Here is an 8,622-nt window from a genome sequence, read left to right on the forward strand (position 1 = left end):
TCATTGCCAAGGTGGCCTGGGACGTCCTCGCTCAGGACTTCGTGGACTGCTGGCACGGCAGCGTCGGCGGATGCGCGTGGGCGGCGTCCAACTTCCTGCCGGGCAAGAAGATCGCGGAGGCGGTCGACGCGCTCCGCGCCTTCGATGCTGCCCTGCGTACCGGCATCGGAGTCGAGGACGCCTTCAAGGCGCTGAAGAGCCTGAACGTCGACGCCGCCACGCTGGCCGACGTCGAGCGCAGCTACAACGTGTACGAGGACCTGGTGACGTCATGCCGCGTCAACAGCTTCCCGAACGGCACCCTCGTCCTGATGGCCGACGGCACCACCAAGAACATCGCCGACATCCGGCCAGGTGACCTCGTCGCGGCCGGAGACGGCGACAACGAGGCCGGGGCCCAGCCCGTCACACGCACCTTCCACCACGACACCGACCACCTGGCAGACATCAGGCTGGACAACGGGGAACAGGTGTCCACCACAGTGGGCCACCGCTTCTACGTGGTCGGACGCGGCTGGACACTCGCCGCGGACCTGCAAGCCGGTTACCTGCTGCGTGCGCAGGACGGAACGACGCAGGCCGTGGTCGTCCTGAACGACCGGGACGGCCTCGCCGGCCAGCAGGTCTACGATCTGAGCATCGGCGGTCCGCACACCTTCTACGTGCTCGCCGGATCCACCCCTGTACTGGTCCACAACTGCAACGACTTGGTCGCCGACAACGCAGCGTTCCCCGGACTCGCACACGTCCTGGACGAGCACGTGAACGTCACCCGGGCGCGGGCGCTGGAACTCGCGGCGGACAAGGGAATCAACGGCGTGTTCACCGACCTTCAGACAGCGCAGCAGGTCGTGGACTACGCGCTGGCGAACAAGGCGGGTGAGATTACCAAGTGGCTGCGGACCAAGGATGTGGGCCAGCAGAAAGTTCTGACGGGCACGTTCGGAGCCGCCAATCCCCTGGGCTGGGTCGCTCACGCAGACGGCAGCATCGCTGACGCCAAAAACAGCTACACGGTCATCCTCAAGCGCGCAAAAGGACACAGATATGGCTACTACGTCTGTACCGCGTATCCGTCGTGATGGAGGCGGGGCATGACAGGCCGGTCCAGCGAGTTCATGTTCGGGATTCCCTGGGTGGCGAGCTTCTTCCACCAGGACTGGTCGTCGGAGGCGGCGACACCGGCCCTGGTAATCGCCGGCCAGTTCACCGAGGATCTGGCTCCCGTGCACGTGGCGCTCGTACGCCGCGACGCTCAACGGCTACTGGGCGGACTCAGTAGTGACCAGAACACTGCACTCTGGAAAGGCTGTGCCGAAACCGGCCCGTACTTCTTCCGTCCGGGCCGTATGTCGGACGGTGCGCAGTGGATGCGGCAGGTACTCGACGTGTGCGACACCTGGCTGTCAGAGCAGTCGGGGCAGGCACACTTGCGGGAAGGAGATCTCTACGACGGTCTGGAACTCGCCGATCGCGTGCTGGCGGCGATCCGCGAGCATCGGCCGTACCTCTCCTCGGACGTCGGCGACGCTTTGGAAGAAGCAGTCGGCTCGTGTACCCCCGAGCTGGCGTTCCGGCTCCTGCTGTGCGCGCTGCCGAATGCGTCACGGTCACCGCGCTACTTCAGTATCACGAACGAGCAGTACCTCTCGCTGGTGCAGTTGGCAACGGCATTCGACTACGGCGAATACGTTCTGAGCGGCCTGGAGACGGTGACCGGCGGCTGACCAAGTACGTCGTGCACCCATGACGGGGCCGGCGGTTCGTGGTCTGCTCCCTCCACGACCGCCGGCACCGACGGTGATGAGGACGCCCCGGCCTATTGCGTGACGGCCGCCGATGCCAGCCTTGCCACCGTCCTGCGCGTCCTGAGCCGTCTCACCCGCACCACACCGCGCAGGCACACCCCGACCGCGCAGGCCGTCATCGAATTCGTGGCAACCGCCGTCGCCATCGGCTACGACCGTCATCCGGACCTTGAGATCCCCTTGCCCGGAACGCAGTTCGCCGAGCGGCTGGGCGTCATCGTCGCCGAGGCGTCCAGCACCCGCGAGCACACCGGCACCGTGAAGCAGCAGGCAGCGCCCGCCGGGCAACTGCCCAGCCGGCTTCTCCCGTACAACGCCGGCAAGCGCGTACCCGCCAAGACAACGGCACGGGGCCCGGAGCATCTGCTGGTAGAGGTCACCGCCGCCCACCACGAACCCGCATCCGCACACACGTTCTTCAAAAGAGCAGCAGCCGTCTGCTGGAAAACCGCCACCGCCGCCGACAACACGGGCGAACGCGGCACCCGCATCGCCTACCACCTGCGCCGCTTCGCCCGGAAGTACGGTCCCGCTCCCTCCGGATTCGGGAAGACCAGAGGCGCAGCACCGTCCGGCGTCGTTCAGGAATACTTCCACAGATAGCCGACCGTAAGCTGACCGCCGTCACGGGGCCGGCCAGCGGCCGCCGGGGTATGCGCCGCGCTGAGCGGCGGATCCGTCCACGACCTGCGCCCTTGCGGCCCCCGAAGACGCGACGCACCGTGCCTCTACGGCGTCGGCACAGGCAGCAGCTGATACGGAACGCGACGGACACGGTGGAACTCCCAACCACCCTGCGCTCCGGACGTGCTCAACCTGACAGCCGGCCCCCAGTTCTGCGCCGTCGCCATGCCGCGCACAGTGCCCGGGGTCAGTGGGCGTGCACCACGCGGCGCAACATCCGGCTGCAACAACCCCTGTCCCGTCTCAAACGATCACGTCCGGGGCCGCGGCCGTGACCTGCGCCGACCAGATCAGTTGAGACAGAGTCAGTCAGCCTGTGAGTCTGGTCCGGGAGCCGCGAATGCGCCGCGTGCGCTCCGCTGCTGACCAGAGCATCTCAACCGGCATAGCCCGGCAGGACCAGATCACCACCGGCGAGTTCAAGCGCGCCTTCAACGACGACGCACGTCCCGCATGCCAGGCAGCGCACCAGGTGCTCGGTCTCGACGCCGAGGGTGCACCACAGCCTCGGCCTGGTGGCGGCGCCACCGGGTTGCACGCCTGGGAGCAGAACCGCTTGTCGCTGCGGGACGTCACCGGCAGCGGCTCGGAACAGAAGATGTACACGCAGTGGCGCACCCGCCCGGCCAGGCATCCACCGTACGTCCGCCAGCTTCCGGCCGACCGGCCGGAAGCCGGCGGGAATGCCAGGGACCTGGACACCAACAAAGAACACACCACTGAGATGGCTCCGATCCGAATCCGAGTCCGTCCATCTTTGCCCCGCTCTACGGTGAAGTGAAATAAAGAGACTCATAATGGGTCCCGGCGGCACAAACCGGTCACCGGTGGAAAGGTCTCCGTTACGGATTTCGAATGGCTGAAGGCAGAGGATCTGCGGTGAATAATTTCCTCACCCGCGTCGACACCCTGACGACCCGGCCGCTCAGCCTGGTCGGTGTGTCCGGAACCAGAGCGCTCCTCGGGTTCGTCGGCTTCATGTTCTACGCCAGCGAGTACAGCGACCGCCGGTACATGTTCGGTCCCGATGGCGTCCTCACCTGGCAGGTCTTCGTCGACCAAGTCCACGATTCGGGCACGCTCAGCCTGTACACGGTCAGCGATTCGACGGTGTGGTTCGAAATAATCTTCCATCTAGGAATGCTCGCGGCGCTGGCCGTCACCCTCGGGATCGGCGGACGCCTCGTCCTCTTTCTCCACTGGATATTCCTCTGGTCGATCTACCAGCGTCAGGTGGCGGTCCTGGACGGCGGGGACAACCTCGCCTACGTCGTCATTCCGATGCTCCTGCTCACCCGCTGCTACAGCCGCTTCTCGATCTCCACCGGCCTGGGGCGCGCCATCGGATCACGAGTACCCGACGTACTCCGAGCCGTGGCCACCCCTCTCCACAACCTCGGCGTCCTCTCCATCGCCCTGCAGATGTGCCTGGTCTACGTGACGAGCGGTCTGTACAAGGTGCAGGGGAGGCTCTGGCAGGACGGCACGGCGCTCTTCTACGTCTGCGGGTTCCTGAGTTCACTCTTCCCGGCGTGTCCGAGATCGTCTACAGCAACGATTTCCTGGTCTTCGCCGGGACCTACGCGACGGTCGTCTTCCTGGTGTACTTCCCCCTGGGCATCCTCGTGCCGAGCCTGCGCCCCTGGGCTGCGGTCACATCGATCGGGTTTCATATCTCGATCGCGGTTTTCATGGGCCTGACGGGTTTCGCCCTGACCATGGTGGCCTGCGACCTCATCTTTCTGAGCCGTGGCATGACCGAGGCCCTGGCCTGGGCCGCGCGGTTCGGTTCGTTCTTGGCAGGCCACGCCAGAGCCAAGCTGGGGTGGCCGAAAGAGGACACCGCACCCGTACCACTGACAGAGAATGCAGGTTGACCACGCAGGGAGACAACCGATCGAGGTCACGATGGCAGCGCAGAAGCATCTTTCGCAGCGTTTTGTCCACCGGCAGGGCGGGGCCATGGTGGGTCTCTTCTGGATCGACCCTGAGACCGTCTACCTGGGTGCCCCGCCCAGTACGACGCCTTCGGCCGTCAGTCTCGCCCCCGACGGTCTCACCGCGGTCGGGCCGCATGCCAGTTCCTGGCCCTGGCAACACCTCACCACAGTGGCGGTCGAGGACGTCCCCGCCAGAACGACAAAGGGCCGATCGTTGGCGAGAGCCTTCGAAGTTGTCTTCGGACCACAGAGCCCCACCGAGATGACTGTCCGGGTGGAGACTACGGACGGATTACGGTTTGGCATTCCCGTGCACTCAGCCGCCGCGTCCGCGTACGCCGACCGTGAAGTGGACTTGTCGCAACGCCTCTTGGAGCACTTCCTTCAAGGAAAGGCGTCCCCAGCCATGCTTACGGACTGGCTGAAGAGTTCTCCCAGATCGCGTACCCCGCGCCCGGCCGAACGAGAGGCCCTGTTGCAGCACTGGATGGAGAACCCGTGACCCACCCCGACGTCAGGCCATCGTCCTCGGCACCCCCGTCATCACCCGTCCTTGCCTACGACGGGGACTGCGGTTTCTGCCAGACAGCCATCGACCGGATCCGGGCCCTCGCCGCACCGGCCCTGGAAGCGGTGCCATGGCAGTTCCTGCCCACCGAGTCGACCTCGCCGTACTTCGAACGTCTGGACCGTGAGGTACTGCTGCTACGTGACGGCTCCGTACTCGCGGGCGGAGCGGACGCCTTGGCCCGCTACGTGACCACCTCGCCGTCGCCTGCATACCGCGCGCTCGCGGCCTTGGTCCGCCTCCCTGGCATCCGCGCCTGCGCCCGCATGATGTACCGATGGGTATCGCGCAACCGCCATCGTCTGCCCGGTGGCACGCCCGCGTGTGCGGTGCCACCGCGGGCCGTATGAAGCTCGGGGTGCGGCGTGTCCCGACCTGCGTGTTGAGCGACACAGTCCCACCGACCCTCAGCGACGGCCACGCTGTCGACCGCCTCGTCCAGATCGGCTCGCTCACCAAGGTCGTCACAGGCACGGCGATGACCCGCATGGCCGCGTCCGGGGTGCTGGCGCTCGACGATCCTGTCGAACGATGGCTCCCCACAGCGCCCAGGACAGGCATCACGCTCCTACATCTGGCTCGGCACACTTCGGGCCTACCCCGTCTGCCACCCGGTCGCCTCCCCCGCCGAGACCCGTACACGGCGTTCGACCGCCCCGCGCTGGACCGGCTGCTGCCCCGGCTGGACACACTCGTCACGCGGCCCCCCGGCCAACTGGAGGAATACTCCAACTTCGGCTACGCCGTGCTCGGCGCGACCCTGACCGCTGCTTCCGGGACAACGTACGAGGAGTTGGTAACCGAGTACGTCCTGCGGCCGCTCGACATCACGGAGATAACCGCTAGCCCCGATCCCGCCCAGCGCCTGCTGGCTCCCGGGCTCCTCGGCCCGCCCCGCAGGCCGTGGTCGATGGATGGCGCGATCCTTCCGGCGGGAGGTTTGTGGGCCACTCCGCGTGCGGCAGCCGACTTGGTGGTACGGCTTCTGGTGGAGCGTCGGCTGGGGGATCCCGCGCCGAGTTGGCAGACATCCGGACCCTTGCGTTGGCACAACGGGGCGACACGCCACGCCTCGCTCTTCGCTGGAGCAATGGACGACGGCCGTTGGGTGCTGATTCACCGCCTCAACGCGATACCGGAAGACACAGACCGTGCGGGTATCAAGGCCCTCAAGGAGAGCCGGACTGCTCCGTAGCCAGGAACTGCAAGAGCCTTTGAGTACCTGAACGGAAAATTCCCTAGGTTCCGGGCATGCTGGTGCGTTCTTTGGCCTTGGCCGGGTGAGTGGGATGGTCAGGCTGCGGGGGTGAGGGTGACGTCGTGTCCGAGCGCGTTGAGTTGGCGTACGAGGTCCCGGGTCCGGCGGCCGGGGTCCACCAGCCGTTGGTGGAAGTCGGATCCGAGTTCGTGGAAGTCGGTATTCGGGTCGTCGATCAGGTGCCAGACAATGACGAGGATCGAGCGGGCGACAGCGACAAGGGCCCGTCTACGGCCGCGGCGTTTAACGATGCGCTTATAGCGGGCGCCGAGGAAGGTGTTGCTGCGGGAGGCCGACAGTGCTGCTTCGCCGAGTGCGCCTTTGAGCCACGGGTTGCCTTTGCCGGTGGGTCCCGCGGTGTTCTTGCCGCCGGACTGGATCGTCCGCGGGGCGAGCTTGGCCCAGGCCGACAAGTGGTCGGCAGTGGGGAAGACGCCCATGTCGCAGCCGAGCTCGGCCAGCAGGACCTGTGCGGTTCCGGGGCCGACTCCTGGGATGGCGTCCAGGCGGGCCAGTAGTGCCGGACCGGGGCGGGAGGCAGGGCCCGTCGGGTCGGGAAGGTCCTCGATGGCCGAGGTGATCCGGGCGGTCAGCCGGTCGATCTGCGCCGTGAGGTGGTCGATGCTGTCCAGCAGGGTCTGGCAGAGGAAACTGTGGTGATCGTCGAACTGGCCGGTCAGGGCCTCGACGAGAACGGTCTTCTTTCGGACCAGGTTGCCTCGGGCGAGGTCGGCGAGAGCCCTGGGACTGCGTTCCCCGGCGATCAGGGCTGCGAGCATGGCCCGTCCGGACGCACCGAAGAGATCGGTGATCACGCTGGTCAGCTTGATCTGCGAGTCCTCCAGCACCTTCTCGACGCGCTGCTTGTGACGGGTCCGCTCTTGATAGAGCACCGTCCTCATCCGGGTGAGGTCCCGCAGCTGCCGCACCGGTTTCGGCGGCACGAACGAGGGCCGGAGCATCCCGCGCTCGGCGAGCTTGGCCAGCCAGACCGCATCCAGCTTGTCCGTCTTCGGCCGGCCTGGGACGTTCTTCACGTCGCGCGCGTTAACCAGCCAACACTCCAGACCGCGGGCCTCCAGCAGGAAGACGAACGGCTTCCAGTAGGAACCGGTCGCTTCCATGACCACACGGGTCACGCCCTGGCACGTCAGCCGGTCCGCCAGCTCAAGGATCGCGTTTGGCCGGGCTGCGCCGACCCGCGTGATGGCACACTCGTGGAGGTGCAACGACAGACCCGTCGTCCACGCACCCGGAAGGGGGTTCATGCCCAACATCTTCAAGCGGTCCAGGAATCGCCCGCTCCAGTACTACGTCTACAACTCGCAGACCAAGCTGGAGATCATGATCCCGCAGATTCCAGCGCGGCGCTTGCGTTCTCTGGAAGCGGAGATCAAGATCAACGTCGCCGCTTTTGCCGCAGGTGTCAAGAAGTCCGCCTCCGCCCCCTCCCCGGAACTTGCCGCCAAAGCCGGAGTCCTCAGTGACTATCTGGAGAAGCAGAGAGGCTGGGTGGGAACCCTGGCCGATCCCGGGCGCTACGTGAAGGGCGTCGCTTCGTTGCAGTACGGCGTGATGCAGGACTACGCCGCCAAGCTGGCCTTCTTTGGTGGAGTAGTTGGCGGGGTGAAGCTCGCTCTGATCGGATCTCCTGCCAGTCTCATCGGTGCCGCTGCCGACACAGCCGCGAACCACAGCCTCGACTACTACGTACTCAAGTTCTTGCGCCAGCAGGCCGAGAACGCCCGAGGAAGCGGTGACGGAGCATCATATGAGGCGGCGGTCGACGGGGCACTGAACGCAGGTGTGTTGCCACCGACTCGTCTCCGACTGGAATTCCTCGCCAAGCCCCTCTTCCACAACGACAGGGTGCTTGTCGCCACACCGATCTACGTCGCCCTCGCCGACCAGGGAGGAGATTGACGGCATGCCCGCGTTACGCGGCCCTCTGCCAGCCAAGCCATATCACTTCCCCGACGTGGATCTGTTGCACCAACGGCGACACCTGCTCCACATCACCGGCGGACACCTACACACCCGGATCACCCGGACCGGCGGATCCACCCGCGACGCCCCCGACACGACTCCCGCCCGCCGCGTCGTCAAAGAGAGCATCTGCCGTTACCTGACCCACACTGCGGGCACAGTCACCGCCACGAAGCTGGCCACTCAGCCGGAGGAACGTGGAGCCGGCATGCCACCGGAAATCACACAAGGTCACCAAGAGGCTCACGAGGCCGGGAACTGGCGACAGTTGAATAGGCGAGCTCGCGCGCCATGAGGCGTTGTTCGATTGTGTGGAGGTGAAAGACCTACACCCTGGCCCTGTCGCAGCAGGGTCGTGAAGCTGAGGACAGCCTGATC

General features: G+C 66.0%; 10 protein-coding genes. 8 read left to right on the forward strand and 2 right to left on the reverse strand.

Annotated features, from left to right (window positions below; all coding sequences use genetic code 11):
• The first annotated feature begins 11 nt into the window (after positions 1-11).
• The 4 genes from ACWEKM_RS19430 (at position 12) to ACWEKM_RS19445 (ending at position 3,273) form a co-directional block, all read left to right on the forward strand.
• Entirely contained in the window at positions 12-1,082 is a 1,071-nt protein-coding gene (locus ACWEKM_RS19430) for an RNase A-like domain-containing protein (protein WP_451622404.1), read from the forward strand.
• A 12-nt stretch (positions 1,083-1,094) separates the two neighbouring features.
• Positions 1,095-1,727, forward strand: coding sequence for a hypothetical protein (locus ACWEKM_RS19435; protein ID WP_451622405.1), 633 nt, complete (start codon positions 1,095-1,097; stop codon positions 1,725-1,727).
• 99 nt (positions 1,728-1,826) lie between these two features.
• On the forward strand, positions 1,827-2,411 hold the full coding sequence (locus tag ACWEKM_RS19440) for a hypothetical protein (RefSeq protein WP_451622406.1): 585 nt from the start codon (positions 1,827-1,829) through the stop codon (positions 2,409-2,411).
• A gap of 430 nt (positions 2,412-2,841) precedes the next feature.
• Positions 2,842-3,273 carry a hypothetical protein gene (locus tag ACWEKM_RS19445; protein ID WP_451622407.1) on the forward strand — a complete coding sequence of 144 codons (432 nt, stop codon included), beginning with the start codon at positions 2,842-2,844 and terminating at the stop codon, positions 3,271-3,273.
• Between the two features lie 11 nt (positions 3,274-3,284).
• Here the strand turns inward: ACWEKM_RS19445 and ACWEKM_RS19450 are convergent, their stop codons facing one another.
• Complete coding sequence (locus ACWEKM_RS19450; protein ID WP_451622408.1) at positions 3,285-3,626, reverse strand: hypothetical protein; 342 nt, start codon at positions 3,624-3,626, stop codon at positions 3,285-3,287.
• A 398-nt stretch (positions 3,627-4,024) separates the two neighbouring features.
• Here ACWEKM_RS19450 and ACWEKM_RS19455 point away from each other — a divergent pair, with 398 nt between their 5' ends.
• The 3 genes from ACWEKM_RS19455 (at position 4,025) to ACWEKM_RS19465 (ending at position 6,195) form a co-directional block, all read left to right on the forward strand.
• The gene (locus tag ACWEKM_RS19455; protein WP_451622409.1) at positions 4,025-4,369 is read left to right on the forward strand and encodes a hypothetical protein; all 345 of its coding nucleotides are present in this window, start codon (positions 4,025-4,027) and stop codon (positions 4,367-4,369) included.
• A 561-nt stretch (positions 4,370-4,930) separates the two neighbouring features.
• Positions 4,931-5,350, forward strand: a complete 420-nt coding sequence (locus tag ACWEKM_RS19460; protein ID WP_451622410.1) for a thiol-disulfide oxidoreductase DCC family protein — start codon at positions 4,931-4,933, stop codon at positions 5,348-5,350.
• Positions 5,351-5,379: 29 nt separating this feature from the next.
• Positions 5,380-6,195 (forward strand): serine hydrolase domain-containing protein, encoded by an 816-nt coding sequence (locus ACWEKM_RS19465; protein ID WP_451622411.1) that lies wholly within the window; start codon positions 5,380-5,382, stop codon positions 6,193-6,195.
• A gap of 98 nt (positions 6,196-6,293) precedes the next feature.
• On the opposite strand, the gene ACWEKM_RS19470 is transcribed toward ACWEKM_RS19465, so the two are convergent.
• The gene (locus tag ACWEKM_RS19470; protein ID WP_451622412.1) at positions 6,294-7,526 is read right to left on the reverse strand and encodes an IS110 family transposase; all 1,233 of its coding nucleotides are present in this window, start codon (positions 7,524-7,526) and stop codon (positions 6,294-6,296) included.
• Between ACWEKM_RS19470 and ACWEKM_RS19475 the strand changes: the two genes are divergently transcribed.
• On the forward strand, positions 7,525-8,181 hold the full coding sequence (locus ACWEKM_RS19475; RefSeq protein ID WP_451622413.1) for a DUF7019 family protein: 657 nt from the start codon (positions 7,525-7,527) through the stop codon (positions 8,179-8,181). The two genes, ACWEKM_RS19470 and ACWEKM_RS19475, sit on opposite strands and share 2 nt — an antisense overlap.
• Positions 8,182-8,622 lie beyond the last annotated feature (441 nt).

It is taken from the genome of Streptomyces sp. NPDC004752 (assembly GCF_053601275.1).

What these genes read in the sequence shown, in the direction of transcription:
- ACWEKM_RS19450 (WP_451622408.1), bottom strand. Translation starts at nt 3,626, where the DNA reads ATGGAAGATTATTTCGAACCACACCGTCGAATCGCTGACCGTGTACAG.
- ACWEKM_RS19475 (WP_451622413.1), top strand. Translation starts at nt 7,525, where the DNA reads ATGCCCAACATCTTCAAGCGGTCCAGGAATCGCCCGCTCCAGTACTAC.
- ACWEKM_RS19470 (WP_451622412.1), bottom strand. Translation starts at nt 7,526, where the DNA reads ATGAACCCCCTTCCGGGTGCGTGGACGACGGGTCTGTCGTTGCACCTC.
- ACWEKM_RS19435 (WP_451622405.1), top strand. Translation starts at nt 1,095, where the DNA reads ATGACAGGCCGGTCCAGCGAGTTCATGTTCGGGATTCCCTGGGTGGCG.